The sequence below is a fragment of the Providencia sp. JUb39 genome, from assembly GCF_012272845.1.
Taxonomy (GTDB): domain Bacteria; phylum Pseudomonadota; class Gammaproteobacteria; order Enterobacterales; family Enterobacteriaceae; genus Providencia; species Providencia lanzhouensis.
Map to the genome: position 1 here is coordinate 2,012,468 of NZ_JAAWXD020000001.1, position 13,703 is coordinate 2,026,170.

Below are 13,703 nucleotides of genomic sequence, written 5' to 3' on the forward strand. Positions count from 1 at the left end.
AAATTGTCATAGGTACAATTTCATGACTCAGAATCGTTATAAGCAGCATGTTGACTTGCTTTCAGCGCAAATCATGAGTGGCGAATTGAAAGCGGGGGAGCGTTTGCCTACGCATCGCTATTTTGCGGAAAAATCGGGTATTTCCTTAGTGACAGCTTCTCGGGTATATCGAGAACTGATTGAACGGGGCTTGATCATCGGGGAAACCGGGCGAGGCACCTTTGTCCGTGATATCAATCTATTGCCCAAGTTAAGTATTGAGCAAGATGTCGCTAAAAACGCGTTAGACCTGAATTTCAGTTATCCGATTGCGAAAGAACAAACCAAACTATTACGGGAATCGTTACGGGAAATAGCGGTTGGTGGTGACCTAGAAGGGATTCTTTATTATCAACAACATACAGGGCGGGAACATGAAAGAAAAACGGTCGCTAAATACTTAAAACAGCGTGGGTTAACTCATGCAACGGCAGATACAGTAGCTTTAGTGAGTGGTGGGCAACATGGTTTAGCTACCATCATTTTAGGTATGTTCAGTCCTGGGGATATTATTGCCGTCGATGCCTTAACTTACCCGGGGTTTAAGGCTCTTGCAAAAATTTACCATTTAGAACTGATATCTGTGCCTACGGCAGAAAATGGTCCAAACTTACAAGTGTTGGATAAGCTATGCCAACAGAGAAAAATTCGAGCTTACTATGCGATGCCGACCCTGCATAATCCACTAGGCTGGGTGATGAGTTTATCGGAACGTAAAAAGCTGGTGGACATAGCCAAACGGCACAAACTTTTCTTAATTGAAGATGGATCTTATGCCTTTTTACAGCGACCAGCAGCTGTGCCATTAGCAACGCTGGCACCTGAAATTACATTTTATACAACAGGTTTTTCGAAGAATATTGCAACGGGATTGCGTGTCGGCGCGGTACTGGCACCGCAACAATATATTGAAAACATCGAGCGTATTATCCGAATTACAACATGGAATACACCGGCAATAACCACGGCTATCCTTTGTGATTGGATTGAAAAAGGTGAGGTCGATATTATTGAAAGAGATAAGCGACGGGATGCAAAAATGCGGCAAGCAATAGTTCAGAAAATTTTTACGGATATACCCTATATTGCGCATCCTGCCAGCTACTTTGTTTGGTTACCATTACCTGACGGCGTACGTGCAGATGCAGTCGTCAGTGAATTAAAAAAGCAAAATATAGCAATTAGCAGCGCGGAGTCTTACAGCACATCAAACTCAGTACCGCAGGCGTTAAGAATAGCAATTAGTACCTTATCCCATGAAGAACTGGCGGTGGCAATAGCGGCGATTAGGGGCGTTGTATTGTACTTAATTGATTTATAAAGATGATAGGTATAAAGGAAGAAAAATAGTGGAACATATCAAACATTTTACGGCGACGGCGATGATCTGTAATTCCCGAGGGGAATTTCTATTACATGAGCACCCTAAGCTAGGTATCTGGCTACCTCCTGGAGGTCACGTTGATCCAAATGAAGAACCACAAGATACCGTTGTTCGTGAAGTGTTTGAAGAAACAGGCTTACGGTGCCGAGTGATTGATTGCCGCTATCCGTTACACTCGAAGGTAAATGATTCAAAAAATACTCTCTCTTTACCTATCCCTTTAGCTATTTTAAAAGAATTCATTGCAGATAAGCGCCAAGGAGATCATTGGCATATCGATATGGTTTATCTCTGTGAGCTCATAGACGAAGAAACCCAATGCAATGCGGATTTTCATTGGGTTTCTCTGAATAAAATGAATGAGTTAAACCTTCCTAAAGATGTATTGGAACTTGCCATTATGGTGAATGAATATTTTCAAAATGGTTCGGCTCATTCGAAATGAATTCAGTCATGATGAAATATTAAAAAAGAGCAAAGAGATACCCAGAATAATTAATAAGGCACCGATAACTCTATCCATCATGAATTGATATTTTAAGATTTTATTTCTAATTAACGGTGCTGCAAAAAATAAAGCAATTAAACTAAACCAAACCCAATGTGCAAAAGAAATAAATAACCCGTAGCTGAAGTTTAGCCATTGAGAATTACCAGCTTGGATCACTTGGGTGTAGACCGAAACAACGAAAAACATCGTTTTAGGGTTGAGTGCATTGGTTAAAAAACCCATTTTAAATGCGGAAAATGAAGAGGGTGCTGATGCGGGATTAAGGCTATCGCTGGCGTTAATTGCTGTTTTGTTTGTTAAGGATTTAAAGCCGATATACACCAAGTAAGCGACGCCAAGGAGTTTGACTGCCATAAATAATGTAGGGGAACTCATAATGATTAGAGTAACGCCAAAAATGGTATACAGTACATGAACTTGCACTCCAGCAGCAATGCCAAGAGCACTGAGTAAACCCGTTTTGGTGCCATAGGAGTAGCTATTTCTGGTGACCATAGCGAAATCGGGGCCAGGGCTAATAACCGCCAAAATAGTGATGGTGGCAACAGCGATAATTTCATTCATAGTAAGATCCTAATGGTAATAAAAACTGACTTAATTTCTGGGTAAAAAATAGATTTGATTAATTAGAGATATTGATTATCAATAGATTGCAGATAGAGGAAAAGCGATTTATTCTCAATGAAATCTGTCAGTTTTCGTTACCTATTTAATTGTGAAACTACTCATTTTATAAGTTCCTTGATTTTATAAGCCCCTTAATTTTATGAAGACATTAATTCTATGAAACTGCCACCATTAACATCGTTACGGTTTTTTGATGTTGTTGCGCGCTATGAAAGTATTATTAAAGCCGCGCAAGAGCTGCATGTTACGCACAGTGCAATTAGCCGCCAGATAAAATTACTTGAAGAGCATCTCGGTGTTTTACTGTTTGAACGGCGTAATCGAGCTATCTTTTTGACAGAAGAAGGTAAATTGTTATTTCAAACAACAACTCACTTATTCCAGCAACTTTCTGATACCGTCGAAAAAATTACGCAGCGCTCTCATAACCAAGTTGTTAGCTTGTCATGTGAACCGACCATCGCAATGAAATGGCTGATCCCTCGTTTAACCAATTTTTATCAGGAACACCCTGAAATGACGGTGCATTTGATTGCCGCAGGTGGTCCTATTGATTTTAATAAGGCGGGAGTCGATCTTGCTCTTCGTCGTAATGATTTCACTTGGGATGATAATATTTATGCGAAGAAAATATGTGCAGAATGGATGGGCATTATCAAGAAAAATGATAGCCAACCCTATCATGAGATGAACTTGCTTGTGCCAGCCTCTCGGCCAAATGTTTGGCGTACATGGCAAGCCCGTAGTGGCGCCAATTTACAACATAATAAACAAGTTAATTTCGAACATTTCTACTTGTGTTTGCAGGCTGCATTAGCAGGACAGGGCGTTGCTATTGCATCGTTCCTAATGGTTGCTGATGAAATTAATACACAACAATTAATGGCCCCAGAAGGTTTCATTGAAGATGGTTCGGCATATTATTTACTTTCACCCAAAGAAATAAAAGCAGGTACCCCAGCGGCCATTTTTATGGAATGGTTGGAAACAAACGTGAATCAAAGCCTGTTGTTAACTCAGCAATCGGCATAAAATTTGTATACTTTTAAGGGTTTGGTCATTTAATCACCGAACCTACTTGCGTAGTGAAGTTTTTATGCCCTAACTATTTCGCTGCGTGCTATATTTCCCAGAATCGTTTTTGATGTCTTTATGTTGGAGTAAATAATGAGCAAAATTCGGGTTGGTGTCATTTTTGGTGGTAAATCCACTGAGCATGAAGTTTCGTTGCAATCAGCTAAAAATATTATTAATGGATTAGATCGTAGTAAGTTTGATGTTTGCCTTATCGGTATTAATAAAGAAGGGCAATGGCATGAGTATGATGAAGCGAACTTCCTGTTACATGGCGATGATCCTGCTCATATCGCGTTAAATACTCCAAAGCGTAGCATTGCAATCGTTCCAGGCAAACAAAGTGAACAATTCATTTCTCTAGAAGATGCTAAACCTCTCCCACAAATTGATGTGATTTTCCCAATTGTCCACGGTAACTTAGGTGAAGATGGTTCTTTGCAAGGTTTACTGCGTATGGCGAATCTGCCATTTGTTGGACCGGGTGTTCTAGGCTCATCAGCTTGCATGGATAAAGATGTCACCAAACGCCTTTTAAGGGATGCAGGGTTGCACATTGCACCGTTTATTACGCTATTGAAAAGCGGTCGTGGTGAAATTAGCTATGCTGCAACGGTTGAGAAACTGGGCTTACCATTATTTATTAAACCAGCTAACCAAGGTTCATCGGTTGGGATCAGTAAAGTTAATAATGAAAGCGAGTTTAACACGGCATTAGATTTTGCATTCTTATTCGATGTAAAAGTGCTGATTGAAAGCGCTGTAAAAGGGCGTGAAATCGAGTGTGCGGTGCTTGGAAATGAACATCCACTAGCTAGCCCATGTGGCGAAATTGTGCTGCATGACAGCTTCTATGCTTATCATACTAAATATATTGATGAAAATGGTGCGTCTGTTGTTGCTCCGGCGGATTTAGAGCAAGATGTGAGTGAAAAGATCCGTGCAATTGCACTTGAAGCTTATCAAGCCTTAAACTGTAGCGGTATGTCCCGCGTTGATGTATTTTTAACTGAAACGAATGATGTTGTGATTAATGAAATCAATACATTACCGGGTTTCACTAATATCAGTATGTATCCGAAACTGTGGCAACAAGGCGGTATGACTTATCAAGAATTGATCAGTCGTTTAATTGAACTTGGGATTGAAAAATTCCAGCAAACAGCCGCATTAAAAACAGCCTGCGATGAAATTTAATCTCTGATATTTTCCGCAATTTTTGCCGATAGCAGCCTGCTATCGGCAATATCACTATAAAGTTATCTCATTAATTCACTGTGTTTTTGTTGCACCAAACATAATTGATGTAACGGAATAACGGCTCAAATCCAAATTTTTTATATAAATCAAATCCTGCTTCTGAAGCATCTAAGAAGCAATGTTCGACTCGTTGTTGACGACAAAATGCGAGAGCATAATCAATAAGCTGAGAAGCATAGCCTTTACCCTGAAACTTAGGTTCAGTACCGATATCGTCGAAACGTGCTAATTCGCCTTCAATGGTGACCGTCATGGATGTTGCGGGCTCTCCATTGACCAATAAGACGAAATGGAATTGTGGTGCACCTTGTTGCAGGGCATCTTCGTGGTAGCGAACATACTCTTGGATCACCGTATCGTGCTCTTCTGAAAGATAGAACGCAGAAACCAATGGTTTAGCCCAAAGGGATAAATCATGGTTTGCGAGCACGATATCTACCTGATTATCAGGCAAATCAACTTCTTTTTGCTGTGACAATGTTAGCGCCATTGCTGTTGTGACGCTGTCACGTTTATAGTTAAGTGCTTCAATATCTTTGACGACTTTTGGCAACATCTCTTCAGGGATCACTAAAGTGTGATTCTTTTTCTGCGATACGAACAGGTTGTATGCTTGCATAAAAGCATGATGAGTAGAGTCGGGTTGCAGATAAATAAAATTGAACGCTGGGGAGTTTAATGGCGTTAAATAACAAATTGTATGTTGTGCAATCTGGATACTGTGCTCACAAATCGAAGTCCAAAACGTCTTTTCGATCGATTGGTAATGTCGTAAATAGTAGAGCGGTATGTTCATTAGTCAGTTACCTGATACAAAATGTGTTAGTCAAAATGGAGCAAATAACAAATCTGACTCCATGTAAAATTTTGTTAACTTATTGGCAGTAAAGCCTTTGTGATCTATCTATTGATAATAACTAAACCTTTAAAATCAGCAACCGTTGCGGCAGTTGTCATCTTATCTTTAGCTTTAGATCTCACTCTTGTGCAACGTTTTCAGTGTCATTAATCAATATCTATAAAGTAAATTTGAAGATAAATTAAGGCGTTTCGTGCGATATGCAGATAGATTGTTATTTAATGCTATCTTACATTGCTCACTTACTCTATAAAATGTCATGTAAATTTATAAAAAGCTTTGTAACTCAATGAGATTATCTTACTAATTCTTCCATTATGATAGTAGAAATAAAGAGATCGTACCTGCATAAATATGCTAAATAGAGTGACGTAAATAAGATAAATAGAGTTGTAAATGTTATATGCTTCAATGTATTGTTTTTGAAAAATAAAAGATGACTGAGGTTACGTTAAGGTAATGCAAAAATTTATATTGGTTGCCCTGTATTTAGTGGGTTATTCAGTGTTTGTAGAATCAGCTGAAAATCCTTTTGATAGGCAAATACTGAAACACGATGATAAAGAAATCCATTATTACCTACTTAAAAGTGACTCTAATCCCTCTAAAGAATTATTGGTATTAATCCAAGGTTCCGACTGTAAAAGTGTCCTTAATAACCAAAACATGATTAAGAATTTTAGGGGAGTATTACCTAATAGTGATGTGCTTTTAGTGGAAAAAACAGGCTTAACACCGGATGTAGGGTTACATGACCCAAATAACTTAGAAGAGAACTGTCCTGTAGAATATATGAGAAATGACTCTTATTTTGAGAGAGTGGATAACTATATTGCTGTGCTTAACCAGTTGAAAAATCAGTATCAGCATATTGTTGTATTAGGTGGTAGTGAAGGAGCGATAGTCACGAATATTATTGCGTCTAGAGTTAATTTTATTGATGCGGCTATTTCACTAAATGGTGGCGGACAGTTTTTTATTAATGATGTGATTTACAGCATTAATAAAAGTTTACCCGCTGAAGAAGCGCAAGGTGCAATAGACGGATTTAACCAGTTTGCAGATGCGGTTTTGCATGATCATTTAGACGATGACCAATTTCCCAGTAATCACGGACAAAATTGGTGGTATGAAGCCTTAACGATAGATAATAAAAAACTGCTTCAAGGTGTTCGTAAACCCCATTTAGTGATCCAAACGCTCACCGATATTAATGTGGATGTGGAAGGTTCACAAAAAATGATGAATGAGATTAATAACCCGAATATTACCTATAAAACTTATTCCACATTAGACCACTATTTTAAAGACCGTCAGGACAATAATCAGACTGCGGTCGTTATCGCTGATATTCAGGATTGGTATACAAAATTAAATATCAAAAAATAGGTTGGGTAGATACCCAGCTAAAGAATTCTTAGTTGGGTATTTAGGGATTCTATTCTGAAATGTAGCTGTGATATTTAAAAATCGGTTTAAAACCTAGTTTTTGATAAACAGACAAACCATCGCTAGACGCTTCCAAATAACACTGCTTGATTTTATGTTGAAGACAAACCTGTAAGGCATGTTTAATCAATGCCGTGGCAAATCCTTGTCTTTGGAATTCAATATCTGTACCAATATCATCTAAGCGCGCAATGTCATTGTGTAGCGTGAGTGTTAGTGATGATACTGGGATCTGCTGATTAAATAAGACAAAATGCATGATATTAGTTTGCTTGTCCAACGCACGCTGATGATAGCGAATATATTCATCAATGATGGATTCATCATTATCGTAATCTAGTTCATTGACTACAGGAAACGCAGTAATAAGCGGTTTTGACCAGTCTGAGAGATTATGATTACTAAGCTTTATATGATAGCCGTCTGGTAACTGATTTTCCGTTTTGAATTCATATTCCGTAAGTTCAAATACCATAGCTGTTGATTCACCATCATCAATAAGATCATGTTGTTGTATGCAATTTGAGAACTTGGATAATTCATCGGTATGAACAACTAAAATATAGGGTTTTGACTGTTGTTGAAACAATGTATTTGCCGCTTCAAAGCCAGCAATAGTTGCTCCTGAATGCAAGTAAATATAATTAAAAGCGGGAGTTTTTAGCTCAGTAAAATAGGCAAACGTATTTGGCTCTACATGATGCGTCTTTAGGCAAATAGCAGACCAAAAAATATTTTCTAATGAGTAAAAACACGCTTCGTTGTGAGTCATTTCATTGTGTCCTAATAAATTAACTGAGCGTTCCTAGTCTATTGAGCAAATTGAGATTGCTGCCACTATGGTACATGGGATAGCATTTGTTGAATTAAGAGAAGATTAAGGAATATCTATGAATAGTATCCCCGATACCATTACGTTCTTTGAGCGTTTATTACCACTGGTTGTTTCCGGTGAAAAAGTGATCACCATTCGTGATGAAAGTGAGAGTCATTATGTACCAGGCTCCGTTGTCAAAGTCCACGCTTTAGAAACTGGCGAGTACTATACCGACATTGAAATACTGTCTGTTGAGCCACTAAACTACGATGATATTTCAGAGTACCACGCGACTCAAGAAGCGATGACATTAGAAACCTTGAAAGCTTTAATTCGTGAAATATATCCAACAGAAAATTGCCTGTATGTTATTCATTACCGATTAACAACGAAAAACGCTTAATCATGATAACGGCTGTTTACTAGTTTAATAAACGCTTTTGTGGCTGGAGACGCATCACTGTAATTATTAACAGCAAAGGCAATATCCCGAGTCACGCGGGGAATTAATGGCTTTACGACGATGTTGTTAATATTTTCAGGGATGGCGAGTTGAGCCACAATCGATACAGCTTCATTTCGTGCAACTAATGAAAAGGTGCTAAGAAGCTGGCGAGTTCTAAATTGAATTTTAGGTGTCAGCTTTTGTGCAGAAAATAGTCCCATCACTATTTTGCCTGAACCGGCTTGAGTTAAGTTGAAGGGGTACTCACACAATTGCTTCAGTGTCACTCCGTCGTACTGAGTCAAAGGGTGGTTTAGCGGTAAAATTGCCACATATTGGTCGTGTTTTATGGGAAAAGTATCAAAGCGTTCATCTGGCAAGACGACCACACCAATATCTATACGTTTTTCTTGCAACCATTGAGCCACGCTCTCGTCGTCTCCCTCATCAACAATAATTTCAATACTTGGGTATTGCTGACGAAAGGCCTTTAATAATGGGGGCAAAATACCCGTTGAAGAGCCGGGGCCGAAAGATCCTATCCGTAAAACACCTTTCTTTAATCCATTAGACGCTAGTGCTTCTTGCCTCATTGCTTCTTGAAGGCTCAGTATATGCTGGGCGCGATTTAACAGCGTATTGCCAATTTCGGTCAGAGTGACTTGATTTTGTTCCCGCGTAAATAGACTGACATTGAAATCTTTTTCAAGGGATTTAATGGCATGTGAAACCGCTGATTGGGAAATATTCAAAGACATTGCCGCCAAGGTAAAACTTTTTAGTTCAGCAACACGGGTAAATATTTCCAGTTGGCTTAGTGTCATGAGTAAATACTTATTTGATTATGATCTTGGATAACAAATACCTTATCTGTATCGAATGATTGAGTCAATAAAGTACACAATATCTGATCAGGATGGGGAAACATCGCGATGGAATTAAAAATAACAAAAAGACAGGTTCAACAAAAGTCAGTCAATATTGTTGTTCTAAAAATGATCTGTGTCTCGATATTATGGGGAGGAACATTCATTGCTGGTAGGGTGTTACAAACCGATATATCACCGTTATTTTCAGCGACGCTTCGCTTTATTTTTGCGAGTGTTGCATTGGTTATTTTGCTGAGTTGCACTCGTATTGGTTGGATAAAAGTGAATTTGCGTCAGTTTTTTCAAATTCTCTTGTTGGGATGTAGCGGTGTATTTATCTACCAACTCTTTTTTTTCTACGGGCTACAGCTTATTCCTGCATCTCGAGCGGCACTGTTAGTAGCAATTAATCCTGCGATGATTGCCTTAATTTCCTATTTATTATGGCGAGAAAAAATCACGAAAATTAAAGGCGTGGGTATTGGTTGTTGTGTATTAGGGGCAACAATATTGTTATCAGCAAAAATGTCAAATGTGAGTGGATTTTTAACAAACCAAGGTGATCTTGCCATATTAGGTTGTGTCGTGAGTTGGGGGATTTATACCGTTGCAGGTAAAAAAGTCATCCGTGAAATTGGCGCTATACATACAGTCGCTTATGCCGTGCTATTAGGAACTGCATTATTGGTTATCGCATCAAGTATCATGGGGCAATTAACGCTTAGCGCGATTACACACTTAACAAATATCGATGTTATGAGCCTGTTATACCTTGGCGTATTAGGCTCAGCACTGGCTTATATTTGGTATTACCAAGGTGTTGATCAGTTAGGTGCCGCGGGAGCCGGGTCATTCATTGCACTTAATCCGTTGACGGCGGTAATAATCGGAACGCTGTTTTTAAATGAGGAAATTACATTTTCTGCATTATTGGGTGGAATAGTGATTATCTTCGGGTTATGGGTAACGAATAAATCGCGAGTATAAAATAGGCGCTCTATGGAAATAACTGACTCCATAGAGCGATATTTATTATTTAATGGTTTTGTTGATTTCTGAATAGGCGAAAAGGGCTTGAGCGCCGCCAGTATGGACAAATAATACAGGTGTTTTTTCAGATGAATTGTCTAAATAATCAATCAAACCCGCCATGGCTTTTCCTGTATAAACTGGGTCAAGAAGGATCCCTTCTTTTTGAGCTAATAGCGCTATTGCATCTAAACCACCGCGGTTTGGCATGCCATACATTGGTGCGAAAAAATCATCCCAAAGTGTAATGTCAGGTGTTTTTTTAATTTGCAGTAATTCTGCTAATTCATTTTGCAGTTTTTCAACTTTTGGTGCCTGATCTTGCTGTTTACGAGAAACGGTGACACCAATGAGTTGTGAAGTAGGGAGTAATTCTTGCAAGCCAATTGCTAAGCCTGCGTGAGTTCCGGCACTACCAGAAGCCACAATCACTTTATCAAATTCAATATTGGTCGGTTTTTGTTGAGCAATTTCAATCGCACATTGAACATAACCTAATGCGCCCAGACCGTTAGAACCGCCGACAGGGACGATATAAGCATCTTGCAAGTCTAACGATTTAATTAACTCCACCATTTGTGCTTGTGGATCGGTTAATTCGTCACACATGACGCATTGAGTACCAAATAAATCGGTGAGGAGCTTATTGCCATTATGCAGGAAATTGCTGTCTTCACTTTGAATAGGATTTTCTAATAGAGCGACACATTTTAGTCCATACATTGCCGCTACCGCAGCAGTTTGACGAACATGGTTAGATTGAATCGCACCCGCTGTCACGATAATCTTTGCATTTTGAGCTAAGGCATCCGCCATTAAAAACTCAAGTTTACGCAGCTTATTTCCGCCCATTGCTAACGGCGTCATATCATCGCGTTTAATGTAGATTTCTCGACCATATAAACGCGATAAATTATCGAGTCGATTCAATGGGGTCGATGCTTTAAGCAAGTCAACTTTTGCGAACTGAGTTAATTTTTGTTGAAGAGACATCTAAATTCCCCTGTATTAATTGGTAAATCCTAAATAGAGATAAATGGCAAGTACGAAGCTTGCTGTTACTAATGCATAAGGCATTTGAGTACGAATATGTTCAATATGATCACAATCAGTAGCCATAGAGGCAACAATGGCATCCGCAGAAATAGGTGAGGTCATGTCGCCGAAAATAGACCCTGATATGGCTGCGCCAATCATATATTCAATTGGCATACCGACGGATAACCCTAATTGAACACCAATTGGGATCATAATGGCAAAGGTTCCCCATGAGGTACCCGTAGCCAGCGACATAATAGCGCTAATGATAAAGATAAAGCCGATAGAGAATCCAGGTGCCATAATGCCTTGAGTAACTTCAGCAATATAAGCACCCGTATTCAGTTCAGAAGATACATTTCCCATCAAGAAAGCTAAAATCATGATGGAGCTGATTTTTAACATGCTGGCATAGCCAATAAATAGCTCTTTAAAGAAGCTATCAATATTTAATAGCCTTCTTCCGATAAACCAACAAAAAGAAACTGCGGTACCGAACATTACGCCCCAATAAACGGACGTTGAGCCGCTCCCTTTACTGAAATCCCCATCACCTGTGATATATAAGGCCACTGGAACCATTAATACAGTCGAAAGAATAGGGATGAAAAAGTTCAAGGCTGAATGGGCATTCGGATGTTCAATAATCTCTTCCTCTTCATTTTTAAGTGAAGATTCGGCTAATTTTCCTGCCATGAAATTTTCTTGATACTTCATTTCGGCTTTTTTCATTGGTCCCCACGAAACATTGGTGAACACATAGAATAAAATGGTGGCCAATGATAGCCATGCCATTAAGTTGTAGCCGATAGATTTAATTAAAATATCGAAGGGTTCACCTGAAATAAGACCTTGGGAAATTTGTACACCAATGAGTCCCATAATCACTGCACCCCAACCATTTATAATAGCTGATGAACAGACAGAAACGCAGGCGGTTTGAATAAGATAGGACATCTTTTCTGGGGCAACGCCATATTGTCTGGCTAAATTCTTAGTGGATGCCCCCGCGACTAACTGGTTGATGGAACTCTCAATAAAAATTAAGGCAGTAATGACTATGGCGAGTAATTGTGTTGCCGTTCTATTCTTAATTAATTTTGTTTTATTTGTCAGTAGCTGAACTAATGCACGAACACCGCCTGTGACGACTACTAGGCGCATAATCCCACCAATCATGACCATAAAGACGATGGTACGAGTGTTGCCGGCGGAAGAAAATGTATCGATGATGCCATCCACAGTTCCGCGAATGCCGAGTAATACATTGTGGTCATTAATGACGGTAAAACCGACTAAAATACCGAGCATTAATGAAAGCATCACCTGTCGAGTGAGAATAGCTAAAAGGATAGTGACAATTGGCGTGATAATTGTCCAAATACCATAGTCGTGCATGTGTTTACCTTGGATATTTTTATTGTATGACGTGTAGTTTATAAATATCAGGAAATCATAGCATTGATGGAAGTAGGCTGTCGGATATTTTCATTATATTGCCGTAGATTGTTACAAAATCCATGCTGAAAGTCAGATAAACTGCAAGATTATGGTATTGAAGGGTACGCTATCTTTTTGAGATAGCGTAGTAAGGGGATTAAGCTTGTGATTGCCACTGTTGATAAGTGATACGACTAATTTCTTCTGTCTTTGTCTCGCCAATAAGCTCAATAAATTGTGGGGCTAATGTTGTGTAATATTGGAAACCACATTTTTCTTGAGCAATTTTAGATTGTTGATTGCCTTGGAAATAACCGCACCATAGATTATCCAGTTTGAGATTTTTAAATCCATGTCGCATGATTTCTCGGATAGCTTCAGGAATGAGCCCTTTTCCCCAAAATGGTACGCCTATCCAATAACTTACTTCCGCATCGTTATCCCCAATTGGAAAATTACTCTCTTTTCCGATAGATAAACCAATCAAGCCAATGGCTTTGTTATCTTCTTTTAGTGCAACGGCAAATACACCATCGCGCATAAAAATGGATTGAATAATTTTCTCACTTTCTTCGACGCTCTGGTGAGGTGGCCAGCCTGCAATAGGGCCGATACGTTCGTCTTTTGCATAATGATAAAGGTCTGCCGCATCAGTAATATGCCAAGGGCGTAAAATCAGCCTTTGTGTATATAAAATCATGTTATTTTCTCTTCATTGCATTGATAGTACGCCACCTATTTTAGGTATTTATTTGTTTTTTTTAATAGTTTAACCTCGGTATTTTAGGTACTTATGAAAACTGACATTTTGAAGAAACTGGGTAAAATAGGTCAATAAAGCTAATGGCATGAATGAAATGTG

14 protein-coding genes are annotated in these 13,703 nt (G+C 38.9%); 7 read left to right on the forward strand and 7 right to left on the reverse strand.

Going from position 1 to position 13,703, the window contains the following annotated elements; genetic code table 11:
- Window positions 1-22 precede the first annotated feature (22 nt).
- The gene (locus tag HFU86_RS09220; protein ID WP_187129088.1) at window positions 23-1,360 is read left to right on the forward strand and encodes an aminotransferase-like domain-containing protein; all 1,338 of its coding nucleotides are present in this window, start codon (window positions 23-25) and stop codon (window positions 1,358-1,360) included.
- Between the two features lie 28 nt (window positions 1,361-1,388).
- A complete protein-coding gene (locus tag HFU86_RS09225; RefSeq protein WP_132495923.1) occupies window positions 1,389-1,868 on the forward strand; it encodes an NUDIX hydrolase in 480 nt (159 codons plus the stop codon).
- A gap of 6 nt (window positions 1,869-1,874) precedes the next feature.
- On the opposite strand, the gene HFU86_RS09230 is transcribed toward HFU86_RS09225, so the two are convergent.
- Complete coding sequence (locus HFU86_RS09230) at window positions 1,875-2,498, reverse strand: LysE family translocator (RefSeq protein WP_187129089.1); 624 nt, start codon at window positions 2,496-2,498, stop codon at window positions 1,875-1,877.
- Between the two features lie 219 nt (window positions 2,499-2,717).
- On the opposite strand from HFU86_RS09230, the gene HFU86_RS09235 reads away from it, so the two are divergent.
- Together HFU86_RS09235 and ddlA are read left to right on the forward strand one after the other, a co-directional pair.
- Window positions 2,718-3,593, forward strand: coding sequence for a LysR family transcriptional regulator (locus HFU86_RS09235; RefSeq protein WP_187129090.1), 876 nt, complete (start codon window positions 2,718-2,720; stop codon window positions 3,591-3,593).
- Between the two features lie 135 nt (window positions 3,594-3,728).
- Window positions 3,729-4,832 carry a D-alanine--D-alanine ligase gene (gene ddlA, locus HFU86_RS09240; RefSeq protein ID WP_036948064.1) on the forward strand — a complete coding sequence of 368 codons (1,104 nt, stop codon included), beginning with the start codon at window positions 3,729-3,731 and terminating at the stop codon, window positions 4,830-4,832.
- A 70-nt stretch (window positions 4,833-4,902) separates the two neighbouring features.
- Here ddlA and HFU86_RS09245 read toward each other — a convergent pair whose 3' ends face one another.
- Window positions 4,903-5,691, reverse strand: coding sequence for a GNAT family N-acetyltransferase (locus HFU86_RS09245; protein WP_132495926.1), 789 nt, complete (start codon window positions 5,689-5,691; stop codon window positions 4,903-4,905).
- Window positions 5,692-6,213: 522 nt separating this feature from the next.
- On the opposite strand from HFU86_RS09245, the gene HFU86_RS20120 reads away from it, so the two are divergent.
- A complete protein-coding gene (locus tag HFU86_RS20120) occupies window positions 6,214-7,143 on the forward strand; it encodes an acyl-CoA thioester hydrolase/BAAT C-terminal domain-containing protein (protein WP_187129091.1) in 930 nt (309 codons plus the stop codon).
- Window positions 7,144-7,192: 49 nt separating this feature from the next.
- Here HFU86_RS20120 and HFU86_RS09255 read toward each other — a convergent pair whose 3' ends face one another.
- Window positions 7,193-7,975: a GNAT family N-acetyltransferase gene (locus HFU86_RS09255; RefSeq protein ID WP_187129092.1), complete on the reverse strand. Its 783-nt coding sequence runs from the start codon at window positions 7,973-7,975 to the stop codon at window positions 7,193-7,195.
- Between the two features lie 118 nt (window positions 7,976-8,093).
- On the opposite strand from HFU86_RS09255, the gene yqfB reads away from it, so the two are divergent.
- Complete coding sequence (yqfB, locus tag HFU86_RS09260; protein WP_132495929.1) at window positions 8,094-8,423, forward strand: N(4)-acetylcytidine aminohydrolase; 330 nt, start codon at window positions 8,094-8,096, stop codon at window positions 8,421-8,423.
- Here the strand turns inward: yqfB and HFU86_RS09265 are convergent.
- Entirely contained in the window at window positions 8,420-9,289 is an 870-nt protein-coding gene (locus tag HFU86_RS09265; protein ID WP_187129093.1) for a LysR family transcriptional regulator, read from the reverse strand. The two genes, yqfB and HFU86_RS09265, sit on opposite strands and share 4 nt — an antisense overlap.
- A gap of 108 nt (window positions 9,290-9,397) precedes the next feature.
- Here HFU86_RS09265 and HFU86_RS09270 point away from each other — a divergent pair, with 108 nt between their 5' ends.
- A complete protein-coding gene (locus tag HFU86_RS09270; protein ID WP_187129094.1) occupies window positions 9,398-10,321 on the forward strand; it encodes a DMT family transporter in 924 nt (307 codons plus the stop codon).
- A gap of 45 nt (window positions 10,322-10,366) precedes the next feature.
- Here the strand turns inward: HFU86_RS09270 and HFU86_RS09275 are convergent, their stop codons facing one another.
- The 3 genes from HFU86_RS09275 to HFU86_RS09285 all read right to left on the reverse strand — a co-directional run bounded on the left by HFU86_RS09275 (window position 10,367) and on the right by HFU86_RS09285 (window position 13,541).
- Window positions 10,367-11,356: a D-cysteine desulfhydrase gene (locus HFU86_RS09275; RefSeq protein WP_132495932.1), complete on the reverse strand. Its 990-nt coding sequence runs from the start codon at window positions 11,354-11,356 to the stop codon at window positions 10,367-10,369.
- A 15-nt stretch (window positions 11,357-11,371) separates the two neighbouring features.
- Window positions 11,372-12,799, reverse strand: coding sequence for a Na+/H+ antiporter NhaC family protein (locus HFU86_RS09280; RefSeq protein WP_132495933.1), 1,428 nt, complete (start codon window positions 12,797-12,799; stop codon window positions 11,372-11,374).
- A gap of 199 nt (window positions 12,800-12,998) precedes the next feature.
- On the reverse strand, window positions 12,999-13,541 hold the full coding sequence (locus HFU86_RS09285) for a GNAT family N-acetyltransferase (RefSeq protein WP_132495934.1): 543 nt from the start codon (window positions 13,539-13,541) through the stop codon (window positions 12,999-13,001).
- Window positions 13,542-13,703: the final 162 nt, after the last annotated feature.